Source organism: Streptomyces sp. NPDC021356, assembly GCF_040641015.1.
Taxonomy (GTDB): Bacteria; Actinomycetota; Actinomycetes; order Streptomycetales; family Streptomycetaceae; genus Streptomyces.
The window spans coordinates 1-19,948 of record NZ_JBFACU010000051.1 but is presented as its reverse complement, the minus strand read 5'-3'; the positions used below and the strand labels follow the sequence as shown (position 1 = coordinate 19,948).

The window sequence follows — 19,948 nt, the reverse complement described above, 5'->3', positions numbered from 1 at the left end:
CGTCAGGTGCGTGCTGTCAGGCGGTGGATCAGCCAGGGGTAGCCGTGGTAGGCGAAGATCACCGGCTTGTCCGCGGTGAACAGGCCGTCGTACTCGAAGTCGCTCATGCCGTGCGGGTGTTCCTCGCCGGGCAGCAGCCGGGCGATGTCCACGACGTTGACCACGCGCACGGCCAGCTCGGGCAGATGGCGGCAGAGCAACTGGGCGGCGGCGAGCACCTCCTGGGCAGGGACGTCGCCCGCGCAGGCCAGGACGGCGTCGGGTTCGCGGGTGCCGTCCTCGGTGCCCGCCCAGTCCCAGATGCCGGCTCCACGGGCGCAGTGCACCTTGGCCTGGTCCATGGGCAGCCGGTCGAAACAGGGCTGCTTGCCGGCGACGATCACGTTGACGTAGTCGCGGCTGCGCAGGGCGTGGTCGGCCACCGAGATCAGGGTGTTGGCGTCCGGCGGAAAGTAGCCCCGGACCGCCTCCGGGCTCTCGTTGAGGATGTGGTCGACGAAGCCCGGGTCCTGGTGGGAGAAGCCGTCGTGGTCCTGACGCCACACGTGTGAGGTCAGCAGGTAGTCGAGGGAGGCGATGGGAGCGCGCCAGGGCAGGCGGCGGGTGGTGCGCGCCCTCTCGGCTTCGGGTCCTGTCGCCGGATTCGCCCGACGTGTCCAGCGTGTGCGGCGCGAGCCGGGTCGCGCATGGGCCGGTCGGCCCCATCGGCCGGCCGACCGGTGCGTGTCCGGCGCCGCACCGTCCGACTGTCCCCTGCCCCGGGCCGCGGCGCTCTCGACGATCCACCGTCCGGGCAGCACCACGAAGCCGCGCATGTCGTCGCCGTGGGCGGCGGGGCGGTCACCGGTCTCCACCGCGGTGGCCATGACGTCCAGCGGCTAGCCGAGCGTGTCGACCAGGACGTGCCGCTCACGGGCAGCGGCCGCCGCGTAGAGGGTGGTGAGGCGCTGCTTGCCTCGCCCGGCGTCCACGGGCGGGGCGAGGACGAGTGCCATCGCGGCTGCAGGCGACGCGAGCACGGGTGGACCGAAAGCGAGAGCGCTGCCCTGTGACGCGGGAGGAGACGGACATGGTGGCGCAGGCGAACCACGGCGGTTCGTGCAGCGGTTCCAGGAGCGGGCGCAGGGGGCACATCATGGTCGGCGCCGGAATCGACGGCTCCCTCGAACTCGCTGCCGGGTCCAGGACAGATGAACCGGCGGAGCGGTGCAGACCGGCGGGGCATATACCCTGGCGGGTATATGAGAGGATGTGTCGTGCATCGGTTTCGCAGCTCGCTCCTTGCGGCGGTCCGGCCCTCCGCGACCTGACGGTCCTGCACGCCCGGCAGCGCGCACCGGCCCCGCAGGTACTGCTGAAGGTGACCGGCAGGTGCAGGTAGCAGGCGTGGACCCGGTGCGATGCAAGGTCGCCCCGGGCGCAGCCGACCGCGGCTGAACGCGTCGGCGATCGGGCGGCGCCGTCACGGGCCGGGGCACGCGACGTCCCGGAGCTTTTGGAACGAGGAGTGATCGTGGAACTGGAGCTTCAGGACGCGGATCTGAAGTCCGTGCTGAACCGGCTGCGTCGCGCGCAGGGCCAGATCGCCGGCGTGATCAGGATGATCGAGGAGGGGCGCGACTGCGAGGATGTCATCACGCAACTCGCCGCCGCGTCCCGCGCCCTGGACCGCGCCGGTTTCGCCATCATCGCCACGGGTCTGCAGCAGTGCGTGACCGGCGTCGAAGCAGGCCGGAAGAACGACGAGGACGTCGAGCAGATCCGCGCACGCCTGGAGCGGCTCTTCCTGTCCCTGGCGTGAAGACCGTGGGGCGCCGTTCCTGCGGGGGCTCGCGAGTGGCCCGGCGTTCCGAGTTCGCCTGCAAAGGCGGGGACGCCCGCTCCGTGCGGCCCTGTCCCCGCACGCCTTCGGCGTCCTCACCGAGATCGACGTCACCGCCGCCGCGAGGGACCAGCTGGACCAGGACGTGAAGGTCTACGTCGTCCTCGGCTTCTGCAGCCCTCCGCCCGTCCGCCGCGAACCCGCTGCGGAGGGCTCCATCGGCCTGTTGCCGTCCCTGCAATGCCGTCGTCCGCACCGGCGACGACCGTGCCGCCGGCCGGGCCCTCGCCCCCTCCACCGTGCTCACGCCGACCGGACCGGACGGCCCGTCGCTGACGCGGCGACGCACCGCCTCCACGCGGCCGGCCCGACTCGCCGTCCAGGCCTCTGACGTCTGCCCCGGGGTGCGGAAGGCAGGCACTCCCTCGGTTCCCCAGTCGGCCGCACAGTCGTCGGGGGCCCGCCTCGCATCGCCATGGCGGGTCCGGCACACACTTGTGACAGCGAGGGCGGACAGCAGCCTCCAACGCACCGTCCGCCCTGCGCCGACCGGTCCCGAGACTCGTCGCGCCGTCCGCCGGCCCGGCTGCTCCCCGGGTTGTCGCGCCCGTACGATCGCCGCCGACCGTACAAGCCTCCGGGTTTCCACTCGTCCCACGCCGCGACCGTCGTCCCCCGTGGCGCCAGGACCTGCCTGCCCGACCGGCCGCATGCCTTCTCTCGGCCAGGACACACGTCCGGCGTCCGACCGGTGCGGGGAGCCCGACCGGCAGGCACCCGCAAGGGCACCCGGTGGGCCGCGCGGAGCAAGACCGAGGGCACGATCACGCCCGGCGCCCGCCTCTTCTCACGTGCGCGGGCCGCGGCAGCCCCTGCCGCGGCCCGCGCACGGGTGCGACCTGACTGACGAACACGGCGAACACAGGGTCGGTCGAATACCCCCGGGGGTACCTGTTACGGTGGGCAACATACCCCGGGGGGTACTTAGCAGAAGGGAACGTCTCCGTGTTCTTCATCGACACCATCGAGCTGGAAGGCCTCGGCAACCGCCACTACCTGGCCGGCGGCCCACGGGCGGCCGTGGCGGTGGACCCACCGCGCGACTTCGACCAGGTTCTGGCGGCAGCGGGCCGGCGCGGTGTGCGCATCACGCATGTGGTGGAGACACACATCCACAACGACTACGTCACCGGCGGTCTGGAGCTGGCGCGGGTGACGGGCGCCGCCTACCTGGTGCCGGCCGGGGCCGACGTATCGTTCGCACGGGTGCCGGTGGCCGACGGCGACACCGCCGCCGTGGACGACGGGCTGGAACTGCGGGCGGTGGCCACTCCGGGGCACACCCCGCATCACACCTCCTACGTGCTGCGGGAGCGGGGCAGGCCGGTGGCCGCGTTCACCGGCGGTTCGCTGCTGATCGGCACGGTGGGCCGCCCGGACCTGGTCGAGCCCCGGCTGACCGAGCAGCTGGCCCGCGCCCAGCACGCCTCCGCGCACCGCCTGGCGGCCGAGCTTCCGGACGAGACGTCCGTGCTGCCCACCCACGGTTTCGGCAGCTTCTGCTCCTCGGCGCAGGCCGAGGGCGGTGCCACCACGATAGGCAAGGAGAAGGCCGTCAACGCGGCGCTCACCACCGACGTCGACGCCTTCGTGGCCCGGCTGCTGGCCGGCCTCGACGACACCCCCGCCTACTACGCGCACATGGGCCCGGTCAACGCCGGCGGCCCCGCCCCGGTGGATCTGACTCCCCCCGCGGTGGCGGACGCCGCCGGTATCGCCGCCCGCCTCGCGGCCGGTGAATGGGTCGTGGACCTGCGCAACAGGGTCGCGTTCGCCGAGGGCCACGTCGCCGGATCGTTCAACTTCGAGGCCGACGGCAAGATCGCCACCTACCTGGCGTGGATGATCCCGTGGGGCAGGCCCGTGACGCTGCTCGCCGAGTCGCCCGGGCAACTGGCCGCGGCCCAGCGCGAACTCGTGCGGGTCGGCATCGACCGGCCCGTGGCAGCCGCGACCGGAACGCCCGAGGAGTGGGTGGCCCAAGGCGCCCCGCTCGCCTCCTTCTCCCGCTCCACCTTCGCCGGCCTGGCCGATCGGGGCACGGACGGCATCGTGGTCCTGGACGTGCGCCGTGACTCCGAGCGGGTGGGCGGACACATCGCCGGGTCCGTGCACATTCCGATCCACGAGCTGCACAAGCGGCTCGGCGAGGTCCCGGCGGGCACGGTGTGGGTGCACTGCGCCGGCGGCATGCGGGCCGCCATCGCCGCCTCCCTGCTCGACGCCTCCGGCCGCGATGTGGTCGCCGTCGACGACGGGTTCGACGCGGCCAACGACGCCGGCCTGACCGTCATCACCGGCTGAACGGCCCCGCCCCCTACCACTGTCACGAGGTCGTGCGATGTTCTCCTACCGTCGCGGCGAGAGCCGCGTCACCACCGGCGAAGCCGACCGGCGCGCCCAGGACGCCGATGCCCCGGCGATCCTCCTAGGCGTGCGCGGACAGGACGAGTGGAGCGCCGGACACGCGCCCGGCGCCGCCCGCGCACCGCTGTCCGGCCCGAAGCGGCGCGCCGCCCTGGCAGGCGCCGCGGCCCAGGGCCGGCCGCCGACGGTGGGCCGCCGCGGCGGACACCGCTCCCGGCGGGCCGCCGGGCCGCCGGCCGAACGCGGCGCCGAGGCGGTGGATGTCAAGGACGGCGTGGACGCGTGGGCCGCCGCAGGTCGCCCGGTCACCGACGGACACGGGAACCACGGCTTCATAGCATGACCGCTCTGATTCTCGCGCTCGTCGCCGGTGCCGTCGTCGGCCTGGCCCTGGGCGGCCTCGGCGGCGGCGGCAGCGTCCTGGCCGTACCCATCCTGATCTACCTGCTCGGTTTCACCCCTGCGCAAGCGGCCACCGCCAGTTTGATCATCGTCACCCTGACGTCGATCCCGGTGCTCGTCGGGCACGCCCGGGACGGCCACGTGGCCTGGCGTACGGGACTGCTGTTCGCAGCCGCAGGCATCGTGCCCGCGATGCTCACGGGGGCCGCCGCGGGCCACCTGCCCCAGGCGGCGCTGACCATCGCTTTCGCCCTCGTCGCGGGACTGGCGGCCCTGCGCATGCTGCGGCCCTCACCCGCCAGGACCACCGGCACGGCGCACCCCGGCAAGGCCGGCGACGCCGGGGCCGGCCTCGGCGCGGTGACCGGGTTCCTCGGCGTGGGCGGCGGTTTCCTCGCCGTGCCGACGCTGGTCGGTGTCCTGGGGCTGCCCATGCGCCGGGCCGTCGGCACCAGCCTGCTGGTGATCACGGCCAACTCGGTGGCCGCACTCGGCGCCCGGGCCGGCAGCGGGACACATCTGGACTGGGCCGTCATCGCGCCGTTCACCGCGGCGGCGGTCCTGGGCGCCTGGGACGGCAAACGTCTGTCGTACAAGCTCAAAGGCGCAACACTCCAGCGCGTCTTCGCCTGCGTGCTGCTCGCGGTCACCGTCTTCATGCTGGCCGACGCACTCCTGTGACCACTCCGGCAAGCCGAACGTCCGCACGGCCGCGCACCGGTGCCCGATCGGCCGTGCACCGGGTCAGCGGCCGAGCGCCACCCTCGGCGAGCCGCCGTGGGGCCCGCGGCGGTTCAACACGGTCCGCGCACCGACAGAACAAGACCCACGAGCATTCCCCACCGGCACTCCGCGGGGGACGCACGTTCCCCGGCGGCCCGCCGTCGACACGCAAGGATCACACTCACCATGAACACCGCCCCCACGGCACTCACCCCCGACCAGGCCCGCTCCTGCCTGCACGAGCTGACCGTCATCGACGTGCGCACCCCCGGTGAGTACGCCGGCGGCCACGTCCCCGGCGCCCTCAACATCCCCCTCGACCAGATCGAGCGCGCCCTGCCGGACATCCGAAGCGCCGCCGGGCGCGGCGGGGTCCTCGTCGTCTGCGCCTCCGGCGCCCGCTCCGAGAACGCCTGCCGGACACTCGCCGCCGGCGGTGTCGACGCCGCCACCCTCACGGGCGGCACCGGCGCCTGGGCGGCGCGGGGCTACGACCTGGAACGCCCCCAGGAGAGCACGAAGCCGGTCTGGGGCATGGAACGCCAGGTCCGGCTCACCGCCGGCTCGGTCATCCTGCTCGGCCTCGCCCTCGGCGAGTTCGCCCACCCCGCCTTCCGGCTGCTGTCCGCGGGCATCGCCGGCGGCCTTCTCTTCTCCGCCGTCACCGACACCTGCGGTATGGCGGCCATGCTGGCCAGGCTCCCCCACAACCGACCCCGCCAGGCAGACCTGAACGTGGCACTGGCCCGCCTGCGTAGCAGCTGAGCACGGTTCACCGAACGCCCCGTGTGCCCCTGAGGCGCGCGGGGCCTCTGCCTCCGCCCAGGCCGAATGCCGCGGTTCTCCCCTCCTCCCCGCCCCCGGCCCGGAGGCGGCGAGGCCGTCCGCCCGGCCACGCCGCCGGCGGCGGCGAGGGCGAAATTGTTCCCGTGCGCGGTGGCGAGAACCCGCCGGTGTCCGGCAGGGCGTCCTCGTCGGGAGGATCACCGGCCCCGAGGACTCAGGACGGCGTTTGGCGGGAGGCGGCGGTCGTGTTCCGGCCACACTCGGACGCGTTGAACCTCCCTTATACGACCCCGGGTCATGTGGCGGTGACTTCCGCGTTTCGTCAACAGGCGCGGAAGAGGAAGCCTTGAGCAGCCATCCATTGATCGCGGCACGGCGGAGAGAGATCTCCCAAGTGAGTGGACAATCGGCCGCACATGGGCCGAGGTGAATGATCCCGGCGCCGTGAACAGTCCGCTTGCGCACGGCCGTTGAAGTCGGTTAGCGTGCCGGTCGCTGGAGCAGAATCCGTTTCCGTGACGGGCAGGACCACCCGTCGGGACACCGGGGCACCACGCACCGCGCCTTCAGGGGGAGGCATACGCATGGACACCGCAAGAAAAGGTCATTGCGCCGATTCCACCGAGCCGACGGCCGCCCGCGACCGGCCCGGGAACCCTTCATGATCCCTCGCATCGGAATCACCTCGCGTTTCCGCCGGAAAATCATGAGCCACAGCCTGCACCAGGGATACGCGGATCATGTGGCGTGCGCGGGCGGGCTGCCACTGATGATTCCCTGCATCGACCCGGAACTCAGCGACGCTTATCTGTCCACTTGTGATGGCCTGTTGCTCACAGGCGGCGAGGACATTGATCCACTCTACTGCACCGGCACGGCGAGGCAGCCGGATTACACCTACCACCCACGGCGCGACGCGTTCGAGATGCGACTCACCCGCCGTGCGCTCGACCGGGGAATCCCGGTCCTCGGGATCTGCAGAGGAACTCAGGTTCTCTATGCCGCCACCGGGAATTCACTGATTCCACATATTCCCGACGTCAATGGCGGTCTGGTCGCGCACCGCGCCTCCGTCACGGAGCCGGTACCGCATTCCGTCACCCTCGCCGGGGAAAGCAGAGTTCTCGCGGCGTACGGGCAGAGCACGGTGAAAGTGACCTCGTACCACCATCAGGGCCTGGGTGAGCAGACGCCGGGAGACGTGCGCTGGCGGGTGACCGCCACGGCCGACGACCTGCTCCCCGAGGCCGTCGAAGCGGAGGGGGACCGATGGACGGTAGGGGTGCTGTGGCATCCGGAGCTTCCAGCCGAGGAGAGCCGTCCGGGGACCGACCCGCTGATCGCGTCGTTCGTGGCAGCGTCGGCAGCGGCAGCGGCAGCGGGGTGACCTTCGGCGTCCGCCGGCTCGGCCCCGGCGACCTGCCCCTGCTGCTCGATCTCCAGCAGCGGATCCGGTCCGCCCTGGACGACACCTCGGTCTTCCAGACCAGTACGCCCGACTTCATCGCCTACTGCCTTGCCGGGGGCGGGCGTTGCTACGGCGTGCTGCACGAGCGGGAGACGGTCGCCTACCGCATCGTCTACTTCCCCCGTGACCGTGACTTCAACCTGGCCAAGGACACCACGCTGGATCCCGCCGAGTACCACCGCGTCGCCCACTGGGACACCGTCGCCGTGCTGCCCGGATGGCGCGGGCACGCCCTGGCCCGGCTGATGAACGCCCGGGCCCTGGCCGACCTGGCGGACACGGACGTACGCCATCTCTTCGCCACCAGCTCACCGGCCAACCCCCACGGGGTGCGTACGCTCATGGAGGCCGGGTTCCGGCCGATCTGCCTGGTCCGCAAGTTCGGCGGCAAGCTGCGGTTCCTGCTTCACCGGACCGTGCAGCCCGGTACCCCCACCCGGATCGACGACCCCCTGGACCCGGTCGGCCCAGCGGGTGAAGGGCCGGAGAAGGCCGTCGACCTCACGGCCACCGCGGAACTGGAGGCCGCCTTCGCCGAGGGGTGGACCGATTCCGGCATGCTCGTGGATCCACGCGGTGGACACGCCCGGCTGCTCATGCGGCACCGGCCACTGCCGTTCGCCCCCGTCCGGCGCTGACCCCGCCGGCCCGTCCTGGCCCCGGCGCGGTCAGGACGGCGCACCGCTCCGCCCCCCCCTTCCGGCCCGCCGGGCTGCTCCTCTCCCGCGCCCGCACGCCGTCCACCGGAGGACCCGGCCTGCTCCCCCGCATCCCGACCGTCAGAACAGGAACCGCAGCACGATGAAGATTCTGCTCACCTGCCCGCACACCGACGCTGAGACGACGGACTTCATGCGCGCCGGCAACATCGTCCACGCACCCGGGCTGGACGCCGCTCCCGGCGAGCGGCTCCTCGACGCCCTGCTGCGGCACGGCGCCACCGGCCTGATCACCTCGCGCCGGCCCGACGAGCGGCTTCTCGGCCGCTGGGAGAGCCATGTGCCGGACGTCAAGTTCCTGGCGTACGAGACCGGTTCGCCGTCGTCGTCGCGGCCGGGTGGGATCACCGAGCACCGCTGTGACCTCGCCGGTGTGGAGGCGCTCGCCAGCGCCCTGGCCCGCTGCGAACGCCGCTTCACGCTCGACCGCCCCCTGCCGGACCCGGGCGGCGGAGGCGGCAGCCCGCGCTTGAGGGAGGTGGTCCTCATCGGTGCCGGGATCGTCAACCTGGTCACAGCGGTGAGCCTGGTCCTGGAGGGCCACCGGGTGACCGTCCTGGACCGGTCCCCGGCTCCCGGCAGCACCGGCTGGCAGGCCTACGGCTGCACCCATGCCGGGGACGACGCGCGGATGTTCACCTTCACGGAGATGGACAGCTACAACAACCAGGACTTCCACGGGAGCGCGCCCGGTGTCTTCCGGCGCACCGTCGAGGAGCACGGCTGGCTGGCCCGGGAGTTCTGGTCCCTGTCCGCCCACGAACACGCCTGGATCGAGGAGTTCGAACGGGTGCCGTCCTGGCTGGCGCGCACCTACAACGACGACGTCTTCGCCCTGAGCGCCGAGGCCGCCGGGGAGTGGGCCCGGCTGCGCGGCCAAGTGCCCGAGCTGTTCGACGGGGTCGTCCTGGCCGACGGGATCCTGCGGCTCTACGCCGACCCGGACCACCGCGAGGCCTCCCTCGCCCGGCACCGGGCCGTCGGGGCCGTGCTGAGCGAGCCCTCAGCAGGCCGGCTGGCCCACGACTTCCCCGGGCTGGCCGGTCCGCTGGGCGACGGCACGCTCGCGGGCGGCTTCCTGGTGCCGGGATTCACCCTGAACGTGCACAAGTTCGTCCGGCGGACCGTCGCCTGGCTGGCCGATCGCGGTGCGCGGTTCCACTGGAACACTCCCGTGACGGGCGTCCGGCGGGACGCCTTCGGCACGGTGACCGGGCTCGACTGCGCGGTGCAGGCACCGCCCGACGCACACGTCGTCGTCTCACCGGGCGTGCCCGGCGACGCGCTGCTGGCCGGCACGCCGTGCGCGGGAATGATCCACGGTGTCCTGGGCGGCTGGATCAGGGTCGGCAACCACGCCACGCGGCTGCGCCACTCGCTCAAGGTGGCCCGGCGCGGGCACATCACCGAGGACGCCAACGTGACGGTGGCCGTCGACGGCGACGGGCGGCAGATCCTGATCGTCGGCTCCGGCTACGGCTACACCGGGGCCGGCGGCCGGCCCGACGAGCGGCAACTGCGCGCCATGCGGCACGGCATCCTCGACACCGTCGAGCGGATCTTCCCCGGGTGCGACGAGCCGGGCCCCTCCTCCCGGTCCCACGACGACTACACGTTCAAGTACTGCGTACGCCCATGGACAGCGACCTCCCTCGGGCTCTACCACACGGAACCGATCCTCGGCGGCGGACTGTTCATCATCACCGGCGGTCACAACACCGGAGGGTTCGCCCAGTCCCCTGCCGTCGCCCGCGCGGTGCTGGCGTCACTGCACCACGAGCCGCACCCAATGCACCGGCTCTACCACCCCGAGCGCTTCTCCGCCTTCGCACCCCGGGCGCAGGCGTCCGAGGCGAGTGCCGCTCTCCCTCTGGCCACCCACCACTGACAGCCGACGCGGCGCGCGCGAGACGAGGACGACATGCATCCCGACCCCGCTCTTGACCCGGACTGGGACGAGTTCCGCGCCCTGGGCAAGCGCATCATCGACGACATGGCGGATCACCTCTCCGGGATCCGGGAACACCCCGTGTGGCAGCCGGTACCCGAAGCGGTCCGTGCCTCCTTCGACACCCCCCTGCCCACCGCGGGCAAGCCGATGGCCGAGGCGTACCAGGAGTTCCGGGAGACGGTCCTGCCCTTCCCCCGAGGCAACATCCATCCCCGGTTCTGGGGCTGGGCCAACGGCTCGGGGCTGCCCGTGGCCGCCCTGGGTGATCTGCTGGCCTCGCTGATCAACTGCACGCTCGGCTCGGGTGAGAACGCCGCCATGATGGTCGAGCAGCAGGTCGTGGAGTGGCTGAAACAGGCCATGGAGTGGCCCGCCAAGGGCTCCGGACTGCTCACCAGCGGCGCCTCCATGGGACAGGTCACCGCGCTGGCCGCCGCGCGCGAGGCCGACGGCGCTGCCGTCGACTTCCGCGCCGACGGGGCGGTGAGCAGCGGGGTCCAGTACACCGTGTACGGCTCCACCGAGACCCACCACTCCCTGGAGAAGGCGGTGGAACTGCTCGGCATCGGGCGGCGGTTCTTCCGGCGCGTCCCGGTGGACCGGCACCACCGCGTCGACGTCGGCGCCCTGCGTCGCGCGATCCGCGCCGACCGGGAGGCCGGGTTGCGCCCGCTGTGCGTGGTGGGCAACGCCGGTACGGTCAACACCGGCGCGATCGACCCGCTCCACGAGCTGCTCACGCTCGCCCGGCAGGAGGACCTGTGGTTCCACGTGGACGGCGCCTTCGGCGCGTTCGCGCAGCTGGTTCCCTCTCACCGCCCGCTGCTCACCGGTCTGACCGGCGCCGACTCGCTCGTCTTCGACCTGCACAAGTGGCTGTACCTCCCGTTCGACGTCAGCTGTGTGCTGACCCGGGAGCCACGCGCGCTGGAGGCGGCGTTCAGCTCCAGCGCCGACTACATCAGCCGGACCGCCCACGGGCCGGCGTCCTACACCCTGGCCTTCTCCGACCGCGGTGTCGAGCAGTCGCGGCGGTTCCGGGCGCTGAAGGTGTGGTTCGCGCTCAAGACGCACGGGGTGGACGCCTTCACCGAGGCGATCGCCGGCAACATCGCCCAGGTCGCGCACCTGGTGCGGCTGATCGAGTCGAACGAGCACCTGGAGCTGGTCGCACGTAGCGACCTCAACGTGGTCTGCTTCCGCTACGTGTGGCCGGAGGCCACCCCCGAAGCGCTCGACCAGGTCAACCGGACCGTCCTGGAGCTGCTTCAGACCCAGGGCCTGGCGATGCCCTCGCACACGGTGCTCGACGGGGCGTTCGTGCTGCGCGTGGCCAACAACAACCACCGGACGCACGCCGCCGACTTCGACTTCCTGGTCGCCCAGGTGCTCCGCCTGGGCGACCGCACGGTGCGCGACCAGGTCGGCGGCCCCGCGCTGCACCGGGGCCGCTGACGTGGTCTTCGGGGAGACCTACGCCGTCTTCGGGGCCGAGCCCCCGTCTGTCCGGACTGACCGTAGGGCGCAACGGCCAGGTCTGGGGGTGGTGCCGTCTGCGCCCCGCGCTCCTGCCGCTCGGGGAGGCCGAGGACCGGCCGGGCGAGTGGGCCCGCTCCTGACCGAGGCAGCGGCTCGGGCCGGTCCCGTCCCGTGTGCATCGTGTCCAGGTCCGGGGGCGTCCGGCTCCGCGGTGGCGGGTGGACGGGGCCGGGCGCCGCTCACCACACTGGGCGTGCCGTCCGTGCCACGGTGACCACTGCGGCGCGAGGGTGCCCTGCTCGGTGACGTGTGTCCTGGTCAATACGGTGTTCGCGGAAGGACGTGGGGAAGAGTGCACGGATGACGAGTACGCCGGCACGCACGCTGACCACCGGACTGGCGGCCGCGCTGGCGGCAACGGCCCTGTGGGGTTTCACTTTCCTGGGACCGGCCGCGGTGGCTCCGGTGAACGTCTACGCCCTCGTGGTGGGACGCTACACGGTCTTCGGCATGGTGTCGCTGACCGTGCTCCTGGTGCACCGCCGCAGGCTGCGGGCCCTGGGTACACGGCAGGTGCTTGCCGCGCTGCACCTGGGGATCGTCGGCTACATCGGCTTCTACCTGCTGTTGTCGCTGTCCTCCAAGAGCGCGGGCAGTGTTCTGGCCGCCACACTGACCGGCCTGATCCCGCTGCTGGTGGCGGTGGTGTCCAACGCCATGGAGAAGGTGCTGCCCTGGCGCAGGCTCGTCCTGCCCATCACCCTGACCTCCGCGGGACTGCTGCTGGTCAACAGCGGTGGCGCCCCGGGCCGGACCGCGACGGGGCACGGGCTGGCCGCCGGAGTGCTCCTCGGTTTCCTCGCCAGCGCGGCGTGGTCGTACTTCGTCGTCGTCAACCACCGCCTGCTGCGGCGAAGTCCGCGCCCGGTCGGCAACAGCCTGTGGACGGCCTGCATCGGCCTCGGGGCGTTCGCCGGTTCGCTGCTCCTGGTGCCCGTGGCACGCTCCGTCCGCGGTGTCTCACCGTTCTCGGGCACCGCCACGCTCGTGCCGTTCCTGTTGTGGTGCGTGGCGATCGCCATTCTGGGCTCCTGGTGCGCCACCTGGTTCTGGAACATCGCCTCCCGGCGCCTGCCGGCCACCGTCATGGGACCGGTCATCGCCATGGAGGCCGTCTTCGGCGCGGCCTTCAACCTCCTGTGGCAGCACCGTTCCCCCACCTCCCACGAACTGTGGGGCGGCCTGCTGGTGGTTGCCGGCGTCCTGCTGGGCTCCGCACTCTTCCACCGGGCCGGTCCGGGACGGCCGCAGCCCGACAGGCCGGCTGCCCGGCGGCCGGATGCACTCACCACCCGGCAGGGAACCGGCGGCCCGCGGCGGGATCCGCGGCAGCCGTGAGCCGAAGGCGTCAGGGCCGCACGGTGCGCTGCGCGGTGGACGGGACGCCTCTCGCCTGCCGCACGGTTTCGGCGCCTCGTCCTCCCGTCGGTCGCGAGAACGCCGGCTGACGCCTGCGGCCGAGCCGGAAGAGATCCACTGATCCGACGGATGCGGTTGAGCAGCGCTCCAGCGTCGTCAGGCGGAGCGGCCACCGGTCCGTTCCTTGGCGTCGTAGGCCCGGCGGGCTTGTTCGACGTGGTCGAGGTTGGGCGACCACTCGGCCAGCGCCGCGAACAACGGTGCCAGACTGCGGCCGAGTTCGCTGATCTCGTACTCCACCCTCGGTGGGACTTCGGGGTGGTAAGTGCGCAGGACGAGTCCATCGCGCTCCAACTGCCGCAGCCGCTGGGTCAGCACCTTGGGAGTGATGGTGGCGATCCGGCGTTCCAGCTCCACGAATCGCTGCTGTCCGTACTCGTTGAGCGCCCACAGGATCGGGGTGGTCCAGCGACTGAAGACGATGTCGACGACGGGAGCGATCGGGCAGGCGTTGCTGGGCGAGACCTCGACCCGGGCCTCCTGAGCTGTGGTCTCCGTCCCATCGACCCCTTTCACCCGTTACTTTCCTCTAGGTACCTACTGGCCTGCCGACAGTAGCTTCGCCGTGTATCAGAGACGCTGAACGGGGCCGCCCGCCCCGTGCCTTCGCCCAGTGGGTGACACGCAACATCACCGCCTTCCAGTGACCCCCGGCGACGTGAAAGGTGCCGGTCGCGGCGGAGCGTTGAGGACCGCGACCGGCGCGGCCGCTTCTGGGGCGGCAAGCGGCTGGTCAGTGCACAGCAGGTCGATCACGCCCGTCAGGTCCTCCTCGCCCCTGCCCTCGGCCAGGCGGCGGCGCATCAGCTGGAAGTAGGGGCTGAGCAGTTCCGGACTGACGCCCTGCTGCTCGGCGGTGCTCAGGAAGGCCGGCGTGCCGGCCACCTGCATGGCGAGGTTGGAGACGACGCCCCTGGTGTAGTCGCCGCTGCGCAGCTGGTCGGCGGTCCGGTGAACTGCCGGGGCCATCGCGACCAGCCAGTCGGCGAGCAGCGGTGCGAGCGCCGTGGGGTCGATGTCCTCCTTGCGGATCAGGGCGAAGGCGTGCGCGGCGCCGGCGAACATCCCGTACATGGCGCTGAGCAGGGCCACGTCGTGCAGGGCCGCGAAGCCGGCGTCCTCGCCGACGTAGGTGGTGCCGGCCGGGACGCTCAGGGTCTCCTGGTGCTGTTGGAGCAGTTCCCGTGAGCCGCTGTAGAAGACGTAGCCGCCGGTTTCGGGGGCGCCGATCATCGGGGGGACGGCCATGATCCCGCCGTCCAGGTAGCGGGCGCCGCGCTCGCGGGCCCACTCGGCGCGGGCGCGGGCCTGGGCGGGCGTGCTGGTGGTCAGGTTGACCAGGTCCCGGTCGGCCAGGCCGGTGCCGGTCAGTACCTCCTCGACCGAGGTGTCGTCCAGGAGACAGACGACGATCAGGGTGTTCGCTGCGACCGCCTCGGCGGCGGTGTCCGCGACCCTCGCCCCCTCGGCTGCGAGTCCCGCTGCTCGGGCCGGGGTCCGGTTCCAGACGGTGAGAGGGTGACCGGCGGCAAGCCAGGTGCGGGCCAGCGCGGTGCCCATGGCGCCGAGGCCCAGAATCGTGACGGGGGTCTTCTCAACAGTGTTCTGTGTCATGGCGGTTAGGCTGTCCCCAAGCCCGGAGGCGATCAAGTACGTACTCGGGAGTGGGTGGTTACCCCGGGGTGAGCGAGCAGGTCGAAGGGGTGGGGCATGACGACGCTGAACCGGCCGGGCACACCGGACGGACACGTCTGCGGGATCGACACCGCGATGGAGGTGATCGGCGGCAAGTGGAAGGTGCTGATCCTCTGGGCGCTCCACGAGCACCCCTGCCGCCGCTTCGGCGAACTGCGTCGGCTGCTCCCGGGGGTCACCGAGAAGGTGCTGGCCTCTCATCTGCGTGAGCTGGAAGCGGACGGCGTCGTGCACCGCGTCTCCTACGGCGAGGTGCCACCCCGCGTCGAGTACTCACTGACCGAGGACGGCATGCGCCTCAACGACGCCCTCCAGCCGCTGGCCGCCTGGGGCCGCGAGCGGCCGGCCGCTCGAGACCGGGGGGAGAAGGCAGGCCAGGGTCCGGTGTGAACGTTCCGGTCGCACCCCCACGTCGAGGACCGCGACCAGCTGTCGTTTCATGGCGGACGGTGAGTTCGTCGTATCGAGCGGCCCCGGCCCGACCACTCCCGCACTGTCGCAACCGGTTACGGCAGGCGGACCTCCTTCTTCCACGGCACGGTCACCGACGCAGCCACCGCGGCAACGATCCGTTTCCGGGTTCTCCCGTGATCCGCCGAACAGGAAATCAAGCGGACTCCATCACCTGCTTGAGCCGGCCCAGGTCGGCGGCGACCATGCCGGCGTCACGCTCGAAGTCGGCGCCGCTCATCTCCGGCTGTCGCCGGAGGGTGAACACCACCTCGCTCCCCCTGCCGTCGGCGATCACACGGACCGGGTTGTGGACGGTCTTGCCGGAGGGCAACGTGACGTCGTGATCGAGCACACCCAACTCGTTGCGTGGCGTGAAGACGACCTCCACCCGGCCCATCGGAGAGGACTCCGCGACCCATCGGCCGTCGATCTCCTCGATGGACCCTCCCAGGCCGTGTGCCCACGCAGGCAGGTTGGCCGGGTTCGACGCATAGGCGTAGACGTCCTCGACGGGGCGGTCGATGTGGACACTGAGATGGCGTGATTCCCTGCCGGTGCTGTTCATGGCAGCGAGGGTAGCGGCCCGCCACCACCCTCTTCTTGAACGAATCAGACGTGCGTGATCACCGGACGAGCCCTTCGTGACCGCTGTGGTGGGTGTCTGCGGCTCCACGAGGCAGAGGCGAGCAGGGGTTCGGGTCGTGTTTCGCCGCCGCACCCCTACGGCCACAGTTCGGCGCTGTCGCACACATGGGCGCTCATGTTGCGTTCCATCATGCGCAGGGCCGCGTCCGCGAGGTCGGTGTGGATGTGGGCGACCGCGTCGCGCGGGACGACCACGTCGAAATGGCGGATGTGAGCGTCCAGGGCCGAGTACAGCACGCACTGCTCCGTCACCTGCCCGCACAGGACCAGCCGGTCGACCCCCTGCTGGCGCAGCAGATAGGCCAGCGGGGTGTCGTAGAAGACCGAGTGGCGGGCCTTGAGGACGAACAGGGACGATGCGTCGGGCCGCAGCGGTTCGACGAGGTCGGCGTGGGGTCCGGCGAGGGCGTGGTCGAGGAGTTCGCCGTGGTGCGAGCGCCATTCGCCGAAGTTGTCGTTGACGTAGATCACGGGCGCGTCCGCGCGGCGCGCCCGGTGCAGCAGGCCGGCCACGGCCGGCACCACGGAACGCGCGGAGGGGAGCAGGAGGTCGGCGTCCTTGTGGTCGTATGTGTTGATCATGTCGATGACGATCAGTGCGGACTTGCTCATGCCTTCAGGTTCGCACCGGTGTGCGGCGGGTGGTCGCGCGACGCGGTGGATCGACCGTGACATCGCCGATGCATTCGCCCGGCGGGCGGAGGGCCCACCGCTACGCCGGGAGGCGCCTGTACGCCATCGCCACCGCCGTCGTGCCGGCCAGCGCCCTTTTCGGCTGAGCAACGCGGCCTCCTCCCACGCCCGCCACCCCGGATGCCGACGGGGCAGGGACAGCCGGCCCGTGTCCTCGTCGCCGACCGTCCGGAGCTCCGGACGATCAACGCACGGCCGCCCGTTTCCCCTCACCCTCCGGCAGGCGGCCGCGGCGTCGGCCCTGTGGTCCATCCCCCGTCGACGGCCAGTTCGGCGCCGGTGACGTACGAGGCGGCGTCCGAGAGCAGGAAGGTGACGGCCGCCGCGATCTCCGGGGGTTCGCCGACCCGGCCCATGGGGGTGTGCGGGTACTTCCCTTCACCCTGCTCGATGCCGACGTGGGCGGTCATCGGCGTGTAGGTCATCCCGGGGTGGACGGAATTGACGCGGATCCGCGCAGCGGCCAGTTCGACGGCGGCGACCTTGGTCAGGCCGCGCACCCCCCATTTGGCGGCTCCGTAGCCGGCGGTCATGGCCAGGCCCATCAGGCCCGCCGCCGAGGAGATGTTCACGATCGAGCCGCCCGCGCCCTGTTCCTTCATCAGCGGGATCACCGTACGCATGCCGATGAAGACGCCGGTGAGATCGATGTCCAGGACCCGGCGGAAGTCGTCGACCGACTGCTCTTCGAGCAGTTGCGAACCGCCGGAGATCCCCGCGTTGTTGACGAGCCCGTCGACCGTGCCGAACTCGGCGACCGTGTACTGCGCCACCTGCCGCCAGTCCGCCTCGGAGGTGACGTCGTGCGGGACGAACCGGGCGGCGTCGCCGAGTCCGGCGGCGGTGTCGCGGCCCTCGTCCCCCAGCACGTCGGTGAGCACGACGCGGGCACCGGCCCGGACGGCCGCGCGGGCGGCCTCGGCACCCAGTCCGCGCGCTCCGCCGGTGATGATCACCGTTCTGCCCCGGAGGTCCGTCATCACGCCGCTCCCCTGTCCGGCCGCTGCCCGGCCTGTGCCCACGTCCATGGCGCAAGGACCGACCGTACGTCCCCCTGCCAGGCGAGGGAACCCGGTCCTCCCGCTGAGCGGGAGCGGACGCTGTGCACCCCTCCCCCTCCCCTTGTATTACTGCTAGGCATATGCCGAACAGAAATAGCAGGGAGGAGTCGCCGTGAAGTTCTCGATGATCTTCGAGGCGCAGATCGCGGACCCGACCCCCGAGCGGGAGCGCCAGGTCCTTCACGACTGCGTCGAACAGGCCGTCCTGGCCGAGGAGATGGGCTTCGACCGGATCTGGGCGGTCGAGCACCACGCGCTGACGCAGTACGCGCACATGAGCGCGTCCGAGGTGTTCCTCACCTGGGTCGCGGCGAAGACGTCCCGCATCCGCATCGGCCACGGCGTGGTCACCATGCCCTTCGGTTACCAGCACCCGGTGCGGGTCGCCGAACGCGCCGCGATGCTGGACGTCCTGTCGGGCGGGCGGGTCGACATCGGCGCCGGCCGCGGTGCCACGAAGCAGGAGATGTCCATGTACGGGGTGCGGCCCGAGGACACCTACCCGCAGATGGAGGAGGCGCTGCGGATCTTCAGCAGCGCCTGGCGCGAGGAGCGGTTCGAGTGGCACGGGTCGATCGACATCGGCCCGGGGGCGATCCTGCCCCGCCCCGTGCAGGCCCCGCACCCGCCGCTGTTCATGGCCTGCAGCAAGCACGACACCCTCAAGCTCGCCGCCGAACTGGGCATCGGCGCGCTGGTGCTGGGCTTCGCCGGGGCCGACGACATCCGCGAGATGCGCAAGATCTACGACGAGGCCGTCGCCACCCGCGGCGGGGACCGGCTGGTCTCCACCGAGGTCAACAACCACTTCTCCGCACTGTGCCCGACCATCGTGCTGGACGACGCAGAGCGGGCGTACCGGATCGGCACCCGCGGGCAGCGGTTCTTCGCCGAGTCCATCGCCCACTGGTACGGCAACGGCCCCGCGCCCACCGGGTACGACGAGGGCGAGGACCACGTGGCCGCCATGGAGCGGGACCGCGAGGTCCTGGTCGCCAAGCTGCACGAGGCGAACGTCCCCGTCCGCCCGGCCGACACGGGCCAGTTCAACGCCAAGCACGCGTACGGCACCGCGGAGACCGCCATCGCCTACGTCGACCAGCTGCGCCAGATCGGCGTGGACGAGGTCATGTGCCTGGTCCAGATGGGCACCGTGCCCCAGGAGGCGTGCCTGGAGACCGTCCGCCAGTGGGGTGAGAAGGTCATCCCGCACTTCCGTGCCCTGGAGAAGGGTACGGCGGCATGACGGGGCGGCTGGAGGGCAGGACCGTCCTCGTCACGGGCGCGGGGCGTGGTCAGGGAGCCGCGGAGGCACGGCTGTTCGCGCGGGAAGGCGCGCGGGTCGTGGTCACGGACGTACGGGAGGAGGAGGGCCGTTCGGTCGCGGAGGAGCTGGGCGACCAGGCACTGTTCGTCGCCCACGACGTGACCGACGCGGCCGGCTGGCGCCGTCTCACCGGGGCGGCTCTCGACGCCTTCGGGCGGATCGACGCCCTGGTCAACAACGCGGCACTGTGGCGCACCGCCCCGGTCGAGGAGGACACCGAGGACAACCTGCGGCGCCTGCTGGACGTGAACCTCGTCGGGCCGTTCCTGGGCATCCGGGCCGTCGTCCCGGCGATGCGTGAGACCGGCGACGGCGGATCGATCGTGAACATCTCCTCCACCGCCGGCCTGGTCGGCATCGAGGGCCACGCCTCCTACGGGGCCACGAAGTTCGCTCTGCGCGGGCTGACCAAGTCCGCCGCGCTGGACCTGGCCCCGCACCGCATCCGGGTCAATTCAGTCCATCCCGGCATGGTCGACACCCCCATGATCGCGGGCGCTCTCGGTGCGGACGTCGGGCAGCGCGCGTGGCCGAACATGCCGCTGGGCCGGGCGGGCCGCCCCGAGGAGGTCGCGGAGCTGGTGCTCTACCTGGTCTCGGACGCCTCGTCGTACGTCACCGGCGCCGAGTTCGCCGTCGACGGCGGGCTGACGGCGAAATGAGCGATGCCCACGGCCCCCGTGCCGCGACCGATCCGCTCACCCCCCGTGCCCGGGAACTCGCCGACGCCATGTCGGCGGGGTTCCCCGATCCGGCCCTGGGTCCCGTCGATCCGGCGGCGGTCCGGGAGGCCTCCCGGACCGCCGCCGGATCGACGG

General features: G+C 71.8%; 19 protein-coding genes and 1 pseudogene. 13 read left to right on the top strand and 7 right to left on the bottom strand.

What is annotated here, in order from left to right; translation table 11 throughout:
• Positions 1-17: 17 nt before the first annotated feature.
• A pseudogene (locus AB0G56_RS38465) lies at positions 18-611 on the bottom strand (phosphoketolase); the annotation flags it as partial.
• A gap of 267 nt (positions 612-878) precedes the next feature.
• Positions 879-1,019, bottom strand: a complete 141-nt coding sequence (locus AB0G56_RS38460) for a hypothetical protein (RefSeq protein WP_360979787.1) — start codon at positions 1,017-1,019, stop codon at positions 879-881.
• A 494-nt stretch (positions 1,020-1,513) separates the two neighbouring features.
• On the opposite strand from AB0G56_RS38460, the gene AB0G56_RS38455 reads away from it, so the two are divergent.
• From AB0G56_RS38455 to AB0G56_RS38410, 10 genes are all read left to right on the top strand, one after another.
• Positions 1,514-1,801, top strand: coding sequence for a metal-sensitive transcriptional regulator (locus tag AB0G56_RS38455; protein ID WP_360979784.1), 288 nt, complete (start codon positions 1,514-1,516; stop codon positions 1,799-1,801).
• A 1,026-nt stretch (positions 1,802-2,827) separates the two neighbouring features.
• Entirely contained in the window at positions 2,828-4,186 is a 1,359-nt protein-coding gene (locus AB0G56_RS38450) for an MBL fold metallo-hydrolase (RefSeq protein ID WP_360979781.1), read from the top strand.
• 37 nt (positions 4,187-4,223) lie between these two features.
• Positions 4,224-4,592 carry a rhodanese-like domain-containing protein gene (locus AB0G56_RS38445; RefSeq protein WP_360979779.1) on the top strand — a complete coding sequence of 123 codons (369 nt, stop codon included), beginning with the start codon at positions 4,224-4,226 and terminating at the stop codon, positions 4,590-4,592.
• Positions 4,589-5,332 carry a sulfite exporter TauE/SafE family protein gene (locus AB0G56_RS38440; protein ID WP_360979776.1) on the top strand — a complete coding sequence of 248 codons (744 nt, stop codon included), beginning with the start codon at positions 4,589-4,591 and terminating at the stop codon, positions 5,330-5,332. Before AB0G56_RS38445 ends, AB0G56_RS38440 begins: the two co-directional genes overlap by 4 nt.
• Positions 5,333-5,560: 228 nt before the next feature.
• Positions 5,561-6,139, top strand: a complete 579-nt coding sequence (locus AB0G56_RS38435) for a rhodanese-like domain-containing protein (protein WP_360979773.1) — start codon at positions 5,561-5,563, stop codon at positions 6,137-6,139.
• 682 nt (positions 6,140-6,821) lie between these two features.
• Complete coding sequence (locus tag AB0G56_RS38430) at positions 6,822-7,547, top strand: gamma-glutamyl-gamma-aminobutyrate hydrolase family protein (protein WP_360979770.1); 726 nt, start codon at positions 6,822-6,824, stop codon at positions 7,545-7,547.
• A complete protein-coding gene (locus tag AB0G56_RS38425) occupies positions 7,544-8,266 on the top strand; it encodes a GNAT family N-acetyltransferase (RefSeq protein ID WP_360979767.1) in 723 nt (240 codons plus the stop codon). Before AB0G56_RS38430 ends, AB0G56_RS38425 begins: the two co-directional genes overlap by 4 nt.
• A gap of 163 nt (positions 8,267-8,429) precedes the next feature.
• Positions 8,430-10,235 carry an FAD-dependent oxidoreductase gene (locus tag AB0G56_RS38420; protein WP_360979764.1) on the top strand — a complete coding sequence of 602 codons (1,806 nt, stop codon included), beginning with the start codon at positions 8,430-8,432 and terminating at the stop codon, positions 10,233-10,235.
• A 33-nt stretch (positions 10,236-10,268) separates the two neighbouring features.
• Entirely contained in the window at positions 10,269-11,753 is a 1,485-nt protein-coding gene (locus AB0G56_RS38415; RefSeq protein ID WP_360979761.1) for a pyridoxal-dependent decarboxylase, read from the top strand.
• 384 nt (positions 11,754-12,137) lie between these two features.
• Positions 12,138-13,175 (top strand): DMT family transporter, encoded by a 1,038-nt coding sequence (locus AB0G56_RS38410; protein ID WP_360979758.1) that lies wholly within the window; start codon positions 12,138-12,140, stop codon positions 13,173-13,175.
• Between the two features lie 177 nt (positions 13,176-13,352).
• On the opposite strand, the gene AB0G56_RS38405 is transcribed toward AB0G56_RS38410, so the two are convergent.
• Together AB0G56_RS38405 and AB0G56_RS38400 are read right to left on the bottom strand one after the other, a co-directional pair.
• Positions 13,353-13,697, bottom strand: a complete 345-nt coding sequence (locus AB0G56_RS38405; RefSeq protein ID WP_360979835.1) for a helix-turn-helix domain-containing protein — start codon at positions 13,695-13,697, stop codon at positions 13,353-13,355.
• Between the two features lie 189 nt (positions 13,698-13,886).
• Positions 13,887-14,870 (bottom strand): NAD(P)-binding domain-containing protein, encoded by a 984-nt coding sequence (locus AB0G56_RS38400; protein WP_360979755.1) that lies wholly within the window; start codon positions 14,868-14,870, stop codon positions 13,887-13,889.
• A 96-nt stretch (positions 14,871-14,966) separates the two neighbouring features.
• Between AB0G56_RS38400 and AB0G56_RS38395 the strand changes: the two genes are divergently transcribed.
• On the top strand, positions 14,967-15,341 hold the full coding sequence (locus AB0G56_RS38395) for a helix-turn-helix domain-containing protein (protein WP_360979752.1): 375 nt from the start codon (positions 14,967-14,969) through the stop codon (positions 15,339-15,341).
• A gap of 217 nt (positions 15,342-15,558) precedes the next feature.
• Here AB0G56_RS38395 and AB0G56_RS38390 read toward each other — a convergent pair whose 3' ends face one another.
• From AB0G56_RS38390 to AB0G56_RS38380, 3 genes are all read right to left on the bottom strand, one after another.
• Complete coding sequence (locus AB0G56_RS38390; protein ID WP_360979749.1) at positions 15,559-15,969, bottom strand: SRPBCC family protein; 411 nt, start codon at positions 15,967-15,969, stop codon at positions 15,559-15,561.
• 155 nt (positions 15,970-16,124) lie between these two features.
• Complete coding sequence (locus AB0G56_RS38385) at positions 16,125-16,661, bottom strand: isochorismatase family cysteine hydrolase (RefSeq protein WP_360979746.1); 537 nt, start codon at positions 16,659-16,661, stop codon at positions 16,125-16,127.
• Between the two features lie 290 nt (positions 16,662-16,951).
• Entirely contained in the window at positions 16,952-17,722 is a 771-nt protein-coding gene (locus AB0G56_RS38380; protein ID WP_360979743.1) for a glucose 1-dehydrogenase, read from the bottom strand.
• Between the two features lie 193 nt (positions 17,723-17,915).
• On the opposite strand from AB0G56_RS38380, the gene AB0G56_RS38375 reads away from it, so the two are divergent.
• Both AB0G56_RS38375 and AB0G56_RS38370 read left to right on the top strand, forming a co-directional pair.
• Positions 17,916-19,049: an LLM class flavin-dependent oxidoreductase gene (locus tag AB0G56_RS38375; RefSeq protein WP_360979740.1), complete on the top strand. Its 1,134-nt coding sequence runs from the start codon at positions 17,916-17,918 to the stop codon at positions 19,047-19,049.
• Positions 19,046-19,792, top strand: coding sequence for a glucose 1-dehydrogenase (locus tag AB0G56_RS38370; RefSeq protein WP_360979737.1), 747 nt, complete (start codon positions 19,046-19,048; stop codon positions 19,790-19,792). The genes AB0G56_RS38375 and AB0G56_RS38370 overlap by 4 nt, the downstream gene beginning before the upstream one ends.
• Positions 19,793-19,948 lie beyond the last annotated feature (156 nt).